The sequence below is a fragment of the Gardnerella sp. C0684A1 genome (genome assembly GCF_055326835.1).
The window spans coordinates 148,196-161,790 of sequence record NZ_JBLTSX010000002.1 but is presented as its reverse complement, the minus strand read 5'-3'; the positions used below and the strand labels follow the sequence as shown (position 1 = coordinate 161,790).

Below are 13,595 nucleotides of genomic sequence, written 5' to 3'. Positions count from 1 at the left end.
CGTATGCGCAAAATAAAGATTTAACGAAGACTTGGCGCTTGCAAAACGAGTGCTGTAAGACGTGTGGCATTAAAGAAAATGTGACACAAAAATTAATAACATACATTTAATGAGGTATTTATTATGAAAAACAAGTTATTTGCATCAGTTCCAGAGATTATTTTGGGAATTCTTATTGCTATATCGCCATTGACATTCGCAAAACCATGCCAATCTGGCGGTATGCACAAAATGTCCATGATGATGCAACCTATGGCATGCCACTACACGGGAAGAGCAGCACTAGGTATTGGAATTGTTATTGCAGTTCTTGGATTGATTTCTCTATTGGTAAAAGAAAGCGTACGTATAGGCTTAAATATTGCCGTTATAATTAACGCATTACTTGTTATGGCAGTTCCTACATGCTTAATTGGTGTATGCAAAAACCCAATGATGCCTTGCAATTCTGTAACCCGACCAACATTAATTCTCTTAGCAGTTCTAGCTGCAGTATTTGCAGCAGTTGCAGTATACCTTGATTTGAAGTCTACTGACCGCTAAAAATTTCATCCTGTAATGGTTGTAATAATTACAACCATTACAGCGATTGCAACATATATCGCTAACTATAAACGAATATTATGCGAACTGTTACATTACGAAAACTGCCGCTTAAAAATCTTGCAAGCAAGCCACTTAAAACTGCTGCTCTAATAATAGTTACAGCATGCCTTGCGGCAATATTTTTTGGCGGCTCATTACTTTCTATGAACCTTTCACAAGGTTTAAATAGCATGAAAGAACGTCTCGGTGCGGATATTATGGTAATTCCGCATGGGACAAATCTGAAAGCAGAAGCGCTACTAACCAATGGCGGATCTAGCACATTTTATTTTACGAACAACATTGAAAACATGGTTCGTAAAGCTGAAGGTGTACAAAAAGCTAGCGGACAAACATATATTTCCTCACTATCTGCAGGATGCTGTGCAGAAAAGTTGCAAATCATAGGATTTGATCCAAATTCTGATTTTGTAATCGGCCCATGGATTTACTCTCAACACAAAAAGACTTTGCAGCAAGGTGAGATGATTGCTGGAGCTAATGTAGTAGTATCATACGATCACAAAATACGCTTATTTGGGCATAGTTGGCCTGTTTCTGCTCAGCTTGCAAAAACTGGAACTAGTTTAGATAACTCAGTGTTTGTAAGTAGACAGAGCATACCGCAAGTAGTTGAGTATTCAGCCAAAGTTGGTCACACTGCTATACCAAAGCAATACGTGCGAAAAGTTATTTCAGCAGTATTAGTCAAAGTGAAAAAAGGTTATACTCCTAAGCAAGTAGCAGAAAATATTAAAAAAGCAACAGGATTGCCAAGTATAGGTACAGTTTTTCCTGGAGGCATAACAGCAACAACTCAAGCAAATATTGGAGTGTTCATACGAACCGTATCAATTTTAGTTATCGTATTTTGGGTTGTTGGAATATTAGTGCTAATAGCAGTATTTTCTTCCGCTGTGAACGAGCGTAAAAAAGAGTTTGCTTCTCTTCGCATACTAGGACTAACTCGTAGAATGTTACTAACTATGGTAATTAGAGAGTCTACAGTAGTAGGATTTGCAGGCGGAATTATAGGAGTATCTTGTGCTTCTTTAATACTTTTCCCATATAGTACTTTGATTTCACAACAGTTGCAGCTTCCATACCTTGAAATAACTGCACTGCCTATTATCACTTTGCTTATTTTAAGTATTGCGTTATCTCTCGTAACTGTTTTTGCGGCTTCTTTGTTCACAACATTGCGAATTGCTATGAACGAAACATATATTACGCTTAGAGAAGGCGAGTGATTTATGTGTGAAGAAGTTTTGAAAGTAAAGAATGTTACTAGAGAGTTTATGCGCAGAAAACGCAAATTTGCTGCAGTAAATGACGTAACTTTTTCACTTAAATCAGGAGATTTTGCGGCTATTGTTGGAAGATCTGGTAATGGAAAATCTACGCTGCTTAATCTTATTGCTGGTTTATTAAAACCTACAAGAGGAAGTATAAATGTTTGCGGATTTGAAATTTCGTCTCCTAATTTAAAAGATGATGAAGTTTCTAAATTGCGTGCTGAAAATATTGGTTTTGTAACACAAAGTGCCACGCTTCTTCCAAGTCTTACAGTCTGCGATAACATACTACTTTCGTTACAGATTGCTAAAAGCGCGGTAAAATCTGAAGAAGAAATAATAGATAAAGTAAGTGCACTACTAAAAAGACTTAATGTAGCAGACTTACTTTGGTGCTATCCTAAAGAGCTTTCCGGAGGAGAAATGCGTCGAGTTATGATTGCTCGCGCAATTATTAATAATCCAAAATTACTCATATTAGATGAGCCTACAGGTGATTTAGATAGTGATAATACAAAAGTTGTTATCAAGATTCTTCAAGAAGCTGCTTTAAAAGGTTCCGCTGTGCTTATGGTTACGCATGATATTGATGCTGCGAATTGTGCTGACTGTGTATACACTATGCGAGAAGGAAGTTTAAGTTTATAGTCTTCTTATTTTCTGATTTTGCTTATTTGCGAAATCAAATAGTTAGAGTATAAATATCTATTTTATTCTGGCCGAAGTGTAGAATCAGAAACGATGCCTACTTTCGTATGCATCATCTGGAGCCTTAGCCCATCAGTGGGCCGGCGCGTAGATTAAGTGTTTTGTAATACTTAGTTTTTCGCGTTCGTGTGTTGGTACACGAGGAAGCACTGGAGAGGCCGGCTCAGCGTGAGGAATCTATAATCTATTACGATTTTGCATTTGCTTGCGTTCCGTTCAGATAACGACAGAATATAAAGGATTAGCAATGACTAATATTCAGCGTTCTCGCCGTCAGGTGCGTCTTTCTCGCGCCCTCGGCATCGCTCTGACCCCAAAGGCTCAGCGCATTTTCGAGAAGCGCCCATATGCTCCAGGTGAGCATGGACGTACTCGTCGTCGCACAGAGTCCGATTATGCAGTACGTCTTCGTGAGAAGCAGCGTCTGCGCGCACAGTACGGCCTTTCTGAGAAGCAGCTTCGTGCAGCTTATGAGAAGGGTACGCACACTGCAGGTCAGACCGGTGATGCAATGCTCACCGATTTGGAAACTCGTCTTGATGCTTTGGTTTTGCGTGCAGGATTTGCTCGCACTACCGCTCAGGCTCGTCAGTTTGTTGTACATCGCCACATTTTGGTTGATGGCAATCTTGTAGATCGTCCATCTTACCGCGTAAAGCCAGGACAGACCATTCAGGTTCGTGCTAAGAGCCAGACCATGGTACCATTCCAGATGGCTGCTGAAGGCGTTCATCGTGACGTTTTGCCAGCAGTTCCTGGTTATCTCGATGTGAATCTTGCCTCCTTGAAGGCTACCTTGACTCGTAAGCCGGAAGTCGATCAGATTCCAGTTGAAGTCAACATCCAGTACGTCGTCGAATACTACGCTCGTTAATTTCGTCGATTTAACATTCTTAAGGACATACCGCTTGACCCCTGCTGTGCATTGCATAGTGGGGGTCAATGCGTTCTAAGAGTTTTATATAACAGTTGATTTATTTACTAAATTGTATTCTTTTATATTTGTGTTGTGCGCATATTAGAGTTGGGTTCATGATTACAATTACGACCTCGAATTTAAACGGTATTCGTGCAGCTGAGCGCAAAGGTATGCTTGACTGGTCTGACGCGCATACTCCAGACGTTTGGTGTATGCAAGAAGTGCGCGCTCCGCAGGATGCAATCGACCCAATTATGACAAAAATAGAAATGGGATATCGCGCGTCTGAAAATATAGAAAATCCTACAGAAAGCGATAATTTTACTTATACAAATGAAGTTTGCCGTGTGAAAGGTCGAGCTGGAGTAGCTCTAGTTACGTCTCTTCCTGTAGTTGAAAAACGCTACGGTTTGCCTGGCTTAAGTGAGGATGTTGATTCTGGGCGATGGGTTGAAACTGACGTGCGTACCCCTGAAGGGTATGAAATTACTATTGCCTCTGTGTATGTTCATGCTGGAAATGTAGACGATCCGCAAAAAATGCAGCAAAAATTCCGCTTTTTAGACACAATGCTTATACGTTTGGGGGAGCTTCGAGACTCTGCGGCAAGTGGCGGAAATCAAGCGATTTTGTGCGGCGACTTTAATATTGCTCACACGCCGTTAGATATTAAAAACGCTAAGGCTAATGAAAAAAGTGCAGGATTCTTGCCAGAAGAGCGTGCGTATATGGACAAATGGATTAACGAGTACGAGTTTGTTGACGTTATGCGCATGCTTGCAGGAGATATTCAAGGGCCGTACACTTGGTGGAGTCAGCGCGGCAAGGCTTTCGATAATAACGTTGGCTGGAGATTAGACTACCAGTTTGCAACTCCTGAAATTGCGGAAAGTGCGTGCGGATTCGTAATTGATCGTGCTGAAAGTTACGATGCACGATGGTCTGATCACGCTCCGTTAAGTATAAAATATTCTGTCTAATACAATGAAGATACTAAAAAATAAATTAAATACAGTTTTATATAAATTATTTCACTATTAGTATCGCAAAGTAAATGTATATATTAAGTATAGAAATTACGTAAGCTAATACGAGTATCAACAGTAATTAATCATCTCGTACATTCGCATATAGTGTGATACGAGTGGTAGTCTTGAAACGTTGAGTATCGTGACAGTATGAGCTATAAGAAAACGAATGTTTCTTATCTATAACGAGATTATAAAAAGATAAGAGCTTATAGTGTAAAAGAAATGAGGAACAATGGGATGGTTCAGCGCAAAGCATGGTTCGCATGCTGCTACAGATAAAGTAGCAAAAGATGAGAATAAAGATGAACTCAAGTCAGTAGAAAAAACTGAATATGGAAAAGGCGTAGACGAAGACGCAACTCTTGCGATTTCTGAAGAAAATAATAAAGCTAATAGTAATGCGAATATTAAAATAGGTCCATGGGATTGCGAAGATGAGAACGCTCCAAAAGATGATGATTATCTTGATTTTGGTTCAATTGAAATCCCGTATTTCAACGGCATTGAGTTGCGTATAAAAAAGAGTAATGAAAACAACCAAGTTTTAGGCGCTACTGTTACTTATGGATCTTCAAGCGTAGAATTTGAAGCTTTTGCTGCTCCAAAATCTTCTGGAATTTGGGATGATGTACGCGCGGATTTGCTTTCTGGAAATGAGCAAGCTAAAGAAAAGCAGGGTGTTTTTGGAACTGAGCTGATTCTACCTATTAAGGTGGGGGATAAAATCGTTAATACTCGTATAGTAGGTGTAGACGGTCCTCGTTGGATGCTTCGTGGCGTTTTCTCTGGTCCTGCAGCAACTGAATCAATGGAAGATAATAAGGAAGTTCTTCAACTTAATTCCTGGTTTGCTTCCATTATTGTGCGTCGAGGTGATGAGCCATTGGCTCCACGCGATTTAATACCTATGCATGATCCTGTTACTAAAGAAGAAAAAGTTGCGCAGCAGAACGCAGAAGAAGCTCAAAAATCAGAAGATGCAGGAGATAATGATGCTGAAGTAAACACTTCCGATGCGTTAAAGAAAGATGATAGACCTTTGGGATATGACCAACAAGTGGATGTAAAAACTACTTTGAGTCGTGGCCCAATGTTCTCTGAAGTGCGATAGCAGTAGATTTAGCAGTATATGGCAGTAAATTTAACATATTTGTGAAGTCGTCAATGCTGGTAGTGCATCAGTAAAGAGCTAGTAAATTTCTAACAAGTAGCAGTAGAAATAGTAGAAAGTTAAGTGCATGGATTCATCAGAGTCTTTACAGAAATCTCAAGAAGAATCTTCGCAAGAGTCGCAGGAATCGCGAGAGTTGCAAGAGTCTCAAAATACAAATTCTGAGCAAACCAAAAAACGCTCAGGATTGGCTTCTCTAGCTTCTATCGGATCAAAAGGTAATGAGTTTTCTGTAATCGAATCCATGGGCGGTGTTCGAGGTGTAATCGAATCAATGCTGCCAGGTTTGCTGTTTGTTGTCTGCTTTGTTGTAACGCACAATGTGCAAACAACAGTTATTGCATCGGCTACTCTTGCTGTTCTACAAGTTGTAGCACGTATGATTCAACGTCAGTCGATTATGGGTGCGTTAAGCGGACTTGTTTCAGTTGGTATTTGTCTTATTTGGGCTTGGACTAGTCATCAAGCACGCGACTACTACATGATGGGCTTTATTACAAACGCTGTTTATGGTGTACTTCTTGCGATTTCGCTGATTGTGCGCGTGCCGGCGTTGGGTCTTGTAATCGAATCGATTCGTAAAATTCCTACGGAAAATTTTGGCAAGTGGCTTCACGAATGGCTTGATTATAAGCCGCTTAAACGAGCGTACATGTATGTTACAGCATTGTGGATTGGTGTTTTTGCGCTGAGACTAGTTTTGCAAGTGCCATTATACTTAACGAATCACGTTGTGTGGCTTGGTACTGTACGTTTGATTATGGGATTGCCGTTCTGGGCGCTCGCGATCTGGGTTTCTTACTTGATTATTGCAACGCCGTTTATGCGACTTCATCATAAAAATCGTGAAGTAGAGCAGCTTAACAAAACGCAAAATTAAGGGGTAGTTTATGCAAGTGACGATGCGAATCGAGAGATATGCGGATCAAGGTAGATGCGTAGGTCATCTTGACGGACGTGTTGTATTCGTGCGATTTGCGTTACCTGGTGAGCTGGTTGTTGTGCGCATGGATGAGCCGATGCGTGCAAAAGCGCACTTTTTCACTGGCGAAGTTGTGGAAGTTTTGGAGCCTAGCGCGGATCGTGTGGAGCCGCAATGGAAGCTTGCTGGCCCTTTGGCTCAGGGCGGCGGAGTTGGTGGCGCAGATTTAATTCACGTTTCTTTGCCTGGGCAGATTCGTTGGAAGGCTTCCGTGATTGCCAATCAATTCCAGCGTTTAGCGCATATGGATCTTGTGGATAGCGATGTTAGCGTTGAGCGCATTCCGGGGGATGAGGAGCTTAACGGATTTAATTGGCGTACGCGCATGGAGTTGGTTGCGGATGATGAAGGGCGATTGTCTATGCGTAAGCGCGAGTCGCATGATCGCATTGCGATTGATACTATGCCACTTGCATCGCGCTCTGTTTTAGCAGTTGCGGATTCTTTGGATTTGTGGAATCGTTCTTTCTCGCCAAATGCGCAAATTCGCCTTGCTGTTCCAGAGCCTCGAGTTGAGGGTTTGGATTTTAATGATAAGTCTGCGCTTCTTAGTGCGATTGGCGAAAATTATGCGCTTATAGTAAATGATGAGCTGATTGCAGGCTCGGCTTTGTTGCGTGAGCGCGTGCGCGTTGCGGTTGATGGTGATTCATCGCGTATGCGTACTTTTGACTACGATGTTGATGCGCGCGGTTTTTGGCAGATTCATCGTGCAGCTCCAGAGCATTTAGTGAACTATGTTTTGGGATTAGTTCGTTCTGCGCTTGGTGGTCGCACTAAGAATACTGTTTTGTGGGATTTGTATTCGGGTTCGGGTTTGTTTACTATTCCGCTTGCGACTTTGGCTAATGTTGGCGGAGATTCTTCTGGCGCTTTTGGTTCTGCAGAGCCAGCTCGAGTTCTTAGCATTGAGGGTGCGCCGATTGCTGTAAAGAATGCAAGGCGAAACATTGGGCGCGCAGGTCTTAACAGGGATGTTGTTGAAGCGCTTGAAGGTGATGTTGCGCAAACGCTTGAATCGCAGATATTTAAGGCGAGTAAGTCGTCTAAAATTGTGCGCCGATTTGCGCATCCAGATGTTGTTGTGTTAGATCCTCCGCGCGCTGGTGCTAAAGCTCAAGTTTGTAAGCAGATTGCGAAGTCTGGAGCAAGAAGCGTTGTGTATGTTGCTTGCGATCCAACCAGTCTCGCTCGCGATGTCGGCACGTTTAAAGAACTTGGCTACAGCGTTCAGTCTTTGCGCGCATTCGACATATATCCCAACACTCATCACGTCGAGAGTGTTGTATTGATGTCAAAGGCTGATTAGGTGGGTGCAAGTTTGCCCTTGTGTAGCAGGGGTTTGCGAGAGTTATCGTTAAAAGGTTTAATGCGAAGCGGCTTTAAGCTGTGTTCTCGTGATTTTTGAGTGTGATTTTTCTGTATGGGGGAAGATGTCTACGCTCTAGGGTTGAGTGCACAGGATGTTAACGTTAAAAAGTGCACCCACTTTGCACCCAGATGTTTGTGTCGTGTTTGCTTGTAGTGTGTTAGCGATTTATTGGTATATGGTTGTTTGAATATTTTTTGAAAAATTGTAGTTTTAAGTGATTTGGGAATATCGATAATATTGTTTTAAGAAAAATTGTTATATGAGTTGCTAGCGTAAAGTTCTTCTTTATAATTAGATTATAATAATCGTTTTTGGGGGTTGGGGGTGTTTTATGTATAGCGTGAATACTAACTATACTAGGCAGATTATTGATGATTATTGCGTGTTAGATACTGAGACGACAGGCTTATCTGCTTATTATGATGAGATTATTGAGATTGGTATCTTAAAAGTTAGAAATAATGAGATAGTAGACCGTTATGATCAGCTGATTAAACCGAGTATAGAAGTAGACGATTTTATTACATCATTAACAGGAATAACTAATGAAATGCTGAAAGGCATGCCATCTATTGCTGATGTGAAAACGTCTGTGCTTTCATTTATTGGTGAGGATATTATTCTTGGGCATAATACTTCTTTTGATATGCGCTTTTTGAATGAAGGCTTTAAGGAACAACTGACTAACCGGTATATGGATACGATGCAATTTGCTCGTAAACTGTATCCTGAGCTGCAACATCACAGACTCTCCGATTTAACTGACTACTTAGGCTTACACAATAATGAACACCGTGCTTTATCAGACTGCACATCAACGAAAGAATTATATGATGCAGTAAAAGCAAGTATGGCTGAGAAGAATCTAGTCATTGAAGACTTATGGCCTGCCAGTGGAAGTCACAGTGGTAAAGGGATAGATATCAAAGCAATTAAGCCTGATGAAGTGGTTGTTGATAAAGATGGGTTTTTCTATAATCGGCATGTTGTTTTCACTGGTAAGCATGAGTTTACTATCGAACTCAACAAGGATTACGTGACAGCGAATATGACCGCGGGATCTAAGCATCGTTTCCAGGTTCGTTTCGAAGGCACGGTATCCAAGAACGCTCCAACAGACCATAGCGTGGATAATCAGTGGGGTTTGAAACTCAACAATAGTTTGACCTCGTCTAACGTGGTATCGAATAAGCCGGTAGAGCCAAAGCCTGAAAAGAAGGATGAAACCAAGACTGGTATCAATATTGATGGCAAGACCGCATACGTAGGAGACGATATTTACTACCGTCTCACTTTAAGCGCAGCCACGTTGAAGGACACTGCGTATAAGGTTCACCGTCTCGGCATGATCGATGACTATGATGATGAGTACTTGCAGCTCAATGACAAGAATATCGAAATCCTAGACGCAGCCGGTAAGGACGTCACCAACAAGTTCAATATCCAGGTTAAGGATGGTGTCGTCTACGTGTTCGCTAAGACCGTAGACACGGAGTATCTCGGAGATATTCTTCCAGGGGATCCACAACCAACAGATTTAAAGGCCTACGCTGGCAAGGTATTGGATGTGACAAAGGATCCTGCAATCGACCAGTCTCTCCTTGGTCAGGATTACACCATCGTGCTTCCTATGACAGTCAAGCAGGTCAAGGACGGGTATGTAGTGAAGAACACTGCCACCCAGATTACAAACGATCGCAAGGATGTAACGAACACGGTAACTAACCCGTTAAAGGTTATTAACCCGAAGAAGGATGTGACTGTTAAGGTTAATGGCGAAAGTGCGAATGGTAAGAGTATTTATAAGGATCATCAGTTCTTGTATCGTCTCGATAGCTCCAAGATCGCTGGTAACCGTGCCTACAAGCAGATCAAGAATTGGCGCATCGTGGATGATTATGATGAAAAGTTTGACAAGCTAACCGGCCAGTGGGCAGTCTATGTCAACAACGACATTAAGCTCGCTGACGGCACTGTGATCTCCAAGGGTAGCCGTATCGACGGTAGCGGTGTTGATGCCGGATATTTCACTTTCACCGAGGCTAATGGTGCGTTTACTGTAGAGGCAACACAACAGTTCCTTGATATTGCATCTGCTATGGATAGTGACTTGTCCTGGACAGCGTACGTGCAAATGACCCGTTTGGGCGTAAGCGATCGCGTAGAAAACACGTTCGTGGAAACCATGAATGATGTTGAACGCGAATCCAATATGGTGTGGACCAAGACCCCAGACCAGACCCCTGCTATTAAACTCATCAAGTACGACGCAGCATCTGGTCTTGAAGCGGGAGACCGTAACACACCAAGCGAAGCCTTGAAGTCTACCAAGAACGGCACCAAGATTGTGTTCCGTATCATCAACACCGGTAAAGTCAACCTGACCAAGATCACGTTAGATGATAAGACTATCGCAGGCTCCGGTACGGTAACTAATCTGGAGTATCCAGCAAACTGGTCTAACCTGGTATTAAAGCCTGGTGAATACGTAGAAGTCAAGGGCACGTTGACTGGTATGAACACGATGAATCATACCGACCGTGGTCACACGACTGGTACACCTATCGTGCCATGCGCATCCCATAACGATCACCCATTCGACCCAAACGGTGGAGATAATGGTAATGGTGGTAATACGGGTGTGTGCTATGACACTCCAGTCGAAGATTCTGATGATTGGAACGGTGTTACTGCTGCACCATTGGCTCAGACTGGTAGCGCGGTCGTGTCTATCGCTATCGCTGCTCTTGCAGCCCTGGGCGCAGGAGCAAGCATCATGATCACTAAGCGTAACAAGGAAAATGCTCGTAAGCATTAACCCGTAAACACGCTTAGTATTAACTGGCGAGGGGTCGCACATGCACACGGGACTATCTCCGTGCAATGGTGTGGCCCCTCACTCTATATTTTCTTCTTCCTCTATTGATTTCTTATTAATCTTTCACACGTAACGGTTCATACTCATGAGTAGAAAAGACACAGCCTTTACCCCTAGTCAACGTGCTTATCTCAACAGTCTTCCAGCTATCAAACACGCGACAGCCACACGAATCTACTACACAAGCCAATTCCACAAAGACGCTGTCCAGCAATACGATAACGGTGTCAGACCGTCTGTTATTTTTGCACAGGCTGGAATGCCGTCCACCCTCATCGGGCGCAAAAGGATTGAACGCTGCATCAACAGGCGGGAAAACACCGACTACACACAGTCCGGCATGCCAGAACAAGTACACAAGCAAGTCAGCATATTCCTCGACCAGATGGCGAGCAGAGTTGAGGGTTTTGATTGAAGCCAAGCGTTACACCTTATCCACCAATTCCACAGAAAGAATCCTGACATACGAATAGCCGGACTCTGCCAAACAGTAGGGATATCAGAAAACACGTACTACGAGCTGAGACTGGTAAATAGTTAAGGTCTAATAATGTACTACTAATTTTTATATAAAATTATTCCACAATAAGAGACACACTTGGAAAGAATGCGAATCCTGTATTAGGATTATTTGTATCTTCATAGATGAAGATGCAAATAAGATACAGCATTGTTCTTATGAAAGGAGGCAAAGATGAACAAGAATAGCAAGCGCGGCGGAATCAACCCACGACCTCGACCATATCCTCATATGATTTAGGCATAATTTATCCGCACATATTCACACCAAAGGTTAATAATGAACATGACTTCGTACGAAGAAATGTTTGATGAGTATGTGAAATCAAGTACAGCATATTGCGCTTCTCTATTTGAAGCAACAGAATATTTTTTCAAAGCAAATGCTGCACTTGAAGCCACTATCGTCAGTACAAACACAGCGAAAACATCCACCATCCATTCAATACAAGAATATTTCGAGACATGTAAAATATCGCTTATTAAAACAATTGATTTGCTACGGACATTCCAAGAAATACATACGACTATCCCTGGAGAGCAAGTAGAAGTCGATTTCGCACAACAATACTTCTATATAAAGAAAACATTATCTTGCGTCGAGCAGATTATTCAACTCTTTAGCACAGTGCGTGATGACAAGAACCTACAGCAACAGATTTGGGATAACGACGACTTTACAACATACTTCACTACTAGTGCCGATAGCATCTCTCAAGCAATAATTTGGCAATGTAATTTCGCGAAACGAGCAAACCTTGACGAATCTATTTAAACCTTACCGCGGATATCTGCGTTTAGCAGCTAGTGATTTTCTTTCTAACTATGCAACTACACTAGCCTCAACTACTATTCAATTATGGCTATTGAACTCACTTTTTATCGGTTTTCAGCAGTCAAGCCATTATTTATCGCTTTACCTCACCCTCACTGCAATAAGTGAATTAGTAGCAGGCCTTTTCTCAGGAGCACTAGCTGAGCATGTAGGAATTTTCAGGACAACAGTTGCTGCATGCTTAGCAAGAATGATTGCGGGATTATGTATTATCGCAATTGTATCGGTATCCTTCTCAACCCCATCTGCTAACAAGTTGCTCCTATTTTGGTGTGTTTGTATACTTGTAATGGTTACGACAGCATGTGATACTTTCTATTTTCCTGCTATTACTTCCTTTGTTAATCGTGTAACAAAAAATGATGATCTTATTAATGTTCTTTCACTTCTTCGCTTTACAAGCCTCATGGGTACATTAGTAGGACCAGCAGTTGCAGGTTTTGCGAGTAGTAAATATTTATACATTCCAATTCTATTTACAGAAACTATCGCATTAGCAGGAATAATAATTTTTATTTATTTTATTTACAAGCATGCAGTTAGAACCGGAATTTATACTTCAGACGTCGCAGATGAAAATCCAGAATATTCTCAAGGCTTTTTGGCAACTTGGGCTAGGGGAATGGCAACATTTGTAAAAAACCAAACGTACAGGACTTTAGCTCCATTTGCAATACTCGAAGCTATCGCATCTACTGTCATAAGCTTTGCTGGAGTCCTCTTATTCTCAATGGTTCTACATAGTGCAGAAGGATATGGCTGGTATTTAAGCGCAATGTCACTTGGGTATGCCCTCAGCTATCTCATCGCGCCAAAAGTGTCCAGCAAAATGTCCTTCTCTATGCTACTCACTCTTTCACATATACTAGTGACTCTTTCTATAATAGGACTGGCATTAGCGCCTAACGCTATAGCAGCAGTCGTGTTTGGTTTCCTTTTTGCTTTCTTCCAAGGAGTAGTAAATCCACCATTCCAAACAGTATTTATTCATGCAGTAGATGATAATCTCGTTGGACAGGTAATGTCTGTATTCATCTCAGTTGTTGCCGCTATAGGAGCAGTAAGCTATCCGCTATGGGATTACGCTTATTCCCACATGACCATTCCATCTCTACATGCAGAGTCAGGAATAATTGTCATAGCTGCTCTTATCCACTTTATACTGGTGCTTATCTGCATATTCGATAAGCGATTGCGTTCAATTAAAGCAGAATAAGATGCAATAAATATTGTAAATACGAGCACAACTACAAGCTGCGCTGTGAAAGTTCACTACAGAAGTTTCACAGCGCAGCTTATT

The 13,595-nt window shown here is 41.9% G+C and carries 12 protein-coding genes; all 12 read left to right on the top strand.

The features are described 5' to 3' along the window. Positions 1-123 precede the first annotated feature (123 nt). The 12 genes from ACNEUN_RS02425 (at position 124) to ACNEUN_RS02370 (ending at position 13,511) form a co-directional block, all read left to right on the top strand. Entirely contained in the window at positions 124-543 is a 420-nt protein-coding gene (locus tag ACNEUN_RS02425) for a DUF4418 family protein (protein ID WP_427876482.1), read from the top strand. Between the two features lie 80 nt (positions 544-623). Then, complete coding sequence (locus ACNEUN_RS02420; protein ID WP_427876484.1) at positions 624-1,835, top strand: ABC transporter permease; 1,212 nt, start codon at positions 624-626, stop codon at positions 1,833-1,835. Positions 1,836-1,838: 3 nt separating this feature from the next. Beyond that, complete coding sequence (locus ACNEUN_RS02415) at positions 1,839-2,528, top strand: ABC transporter ATP-binding protein (RefSeq protein ID WP_463630581.1); 690 nt, start codon at positions 1,839-1,841, stop codon at positions 2,526-2,528. Positions 2,529-2,835: 307 nt separating this feature from the next. Next, entirely contained in the window at positions 2,836-3,462 is a 627-nt protein-coding gene (gene rpsD / locus ACNEUN_RS02410; RefSeq protein ID WP_004113375.1) for a 30S ribosomal protein S4, read from the top strand. Between the two features lie 158 nt (positions 3,463-3,620). Next, positions 3,621-4,487 carry an exodeoxyribonuclease III gene (locus ACNEUN_RS02405; RefSeq protein ID WP_463630578.1) on the top strand — a complete coding sequence of 289 codons (867 nt, stop codon included), beginning with the start codon at positions 3,621-3,623 and terminating at the stop codon, positions 4,485-4,487. A gap of 283 nt (positions 4,488-4,770) precedes the next feature. Beyond that, on the top strand, positions 4,771-5,649 hold the full coding sequence (locus tag ACNEUN_RS02400) for a DUF3710 domain-containing protein (RefSeq protein ID WP_463630577.1): 879 nt from the start codon (positions 4,771-4,773) through the stop codon (positions 5,647-5,649). Between the two features lie 127 nt (positions 5,650-5,776). Continuing rightward, entirely contained in the window at positions 5,777-6,589 is an 813-nt protein-coding gene (locus ACNEUN_RS02395; protein ID WP_463630575.1) for a DUF3159 domain-containing protein, read from the top strand. A 10-nt stretch (positions 6,590-6,599) separates the two neighbouring features. Continuing rightward, positions 6,600-8,000, top strand: coding sequence for a class I SAM-dependent RNA methyltransferase (locus ACNEUN_RS02390; protein ID WP_463630573.1), 1,401 nt, complete (start codon positions 6,600-6,602; stop codon positions 7,998-8,000). Between the two features lie 394 nt (positions 8,001-8,394). Beyond that, positions 8,395-10,881, top strand: a complete 2,487-nt coding sequence (locus tag ACNEUN_RS02385; RefSeq protein ID WP_463630571.1) for an LPXTG cell wall anchor domain-containing protein — start codon at positions 8,395-8,397, stop codon at positions 10,879-10,881. Positions 10,882-11,026: 145 nt separating this feature from the next. Continuing rightward, positions 11,027-11,356 (top strand): hypothetical protein, encoded by a 330-nt coding sequence (locus ACNEUN_RS02380; RefSeq protein ID WP_009993955.1) that lies wholly within the window; start codon positions 11,027-11,029, stop codon positions 11,354-11,356. 390 nt (positions 11,357-11,746) lie between these two features. Next, entirely contained in the window at positions 11,747-12,235 is a 489-nt protein-coding gene (locus ACNEUN_RS02375; protein ID WP_463630569.1) for a hypothetical protein, read from the top strand. Beyond that, entirely contained in the window at positions 12,219-13,511 is a 1,293-nt protein-coding gene (locus tag ACNEUN_RS02370) for an MFS transporter (protein WP_463630567.1), read from the top strand. The genes ACNEUN_RS02375 and ACNEUN_RS02370 overlap by 17 nt, the downstream gene beginning before the upstream one ends. Positions 13,512-13,595 lie beyond the last annotated feature (84 nt).

Bases quoted from the DNA above. Each gene is read 5' to 3' on its own strand.
- ACNEUN_RS02425 (WP_427876482.1), top strand. From the start codon at position 124: ATGAAAAACAAGTTATTTGCATCAGTTCCAGAGATTATTTTGGGAATT.
- ACNEUN_RS02420 (WP_427876484.1), top strand. From the start codon at position 624: ATGCGAACTGTTACATTACGAAAACTGCCGCTTAAAAATCTTGCAAGC.
- ACNEUN_RS02415 (WP_463630581.1), top strand. From the start codon at position 1,839: ATGTGTGAAGAAGTTTTGAAAGTAAAGAATGTTACTAGAGAGTTTATG.
- rpsD (WP_004113375.1), top strand. From the start codon at position 2,836: ATGACTAATATTCAGCGTTCTCGCCGTCAGGTGCGTCTTTCTCGCGCC.
- ACNEUN_RS02405 (WP_463630578.1), top strand. From the start codon at position 3,621: ATGATTACAATTACGACCTCGAATTTAAACGGTATTCGTGCAGCTGAG.
- ACNEUN_RS02400 (WP_463630577.1), top strand. From the start codon at position 4,771: ATGGGATGGTTCAGCGCAAAGCATGGTTCGCATGCTGCTACAGATAAA.
- ACNEUN_RS02395 (WP_463630575.1), top strand. From the start codon at position 5,777: ATGGATTCATCAGAGTCTTTACAGAAATCTCAAGAAGAATCTTCGCAA.
- ACNEUN_RS02390 (WP_463630573.1), top strand. From the start codon at position 6,600: ATGCAAGTGACGATGCGAATCGAGAGATATGCGGATCAAGGTAGATGC.
- ACNEUN_RS02385 (WP_463630571.1), top strand. From the start codon at position 8,395: ATGTATAGCGTGAATACTAACTATACTAGGCAGATTATTGATGATTAT.
- ACNEUN_RS02380 (WP_009993955.1), top strand. From the start codon at position 11,027: ATGAGTAGAAAAGACACAGCCTTTACCCCTAGTCAACGTGCTTATCTC.
- ACNEUN_RS02375 (WP_463630569.1), top strand. From the start codon at position 11,747: ATGACTTCGTACGAAGAAATGTTTGATGAGTATGTGAAATCAAGTACA.